Below are 566 nucleotides of genomic sequence, written 5' to 3'. Positions count from 1 at the left end.
CTATATCGAAAATAAATCAGCACAAATCCGTTCCATCAAACGGAAATTAAAACAGGAACGCTCCAGATTAACCACCTTAAGAAAAATCAAAACATCCATCATCAAAGACAAACCTAAATTTCCCAAGCATGCAAGAGAACAAAAACAAGGCAATTACTTTGTCATAAGCTATAAAAAGAAAACGGACATCTATTATCATGCGTATCAATTTGAACATACATATCTTGATCCAGCGATACAACAACACAAAACAAGAATTGGCTTTCTGACGTCAAGGCTGAACCGGAAAGAAGAGGAATTAAAACAGTTACGGGCCAATATTCCAAGTGTTGTTTTCGGTTCAAAAAAGCGATTCAAATCGCAACATACGAAGGATTTCTACATAGACAATCATGACGCTTGGCTGGAGGAATGGCAACAATCTCGCAACCAAAAAATGATTCTATCCGGACGGAAAGATGCCGCAAACGGGAATTTTGTATTTAACTACGATACAGAAAATAAACAGCTCCATTTCAAAACACCAAGTGGGGTTTTCATTAACATGGAACAAGTTCATTTCCCAT

General features: G+C 37.1%; 1 pseudogene. It reads left to right on the top strand.

Annotated elements, in window-relative coordinates:
- Nucleotides 1–566 (top strand): annotated as a pseudogene (locus IEX12_RS23225) (IS200/IS605 family accessory protein TnpB-related protein); the annotation flags it as partial.

The organism is Lentibacillus populi (genome assembly GCA_014642895.1).
Taxonomy (GTDB): domain Bacteria; phylum Bacillota; class Bacilli; order Bacillales; family Amphibacillaceae; genus Lentibacillus_C; species Lentibacillus_C populi.
This window is presented reverse-complemented; position numbering and strand designations above follow the sequence as displayed.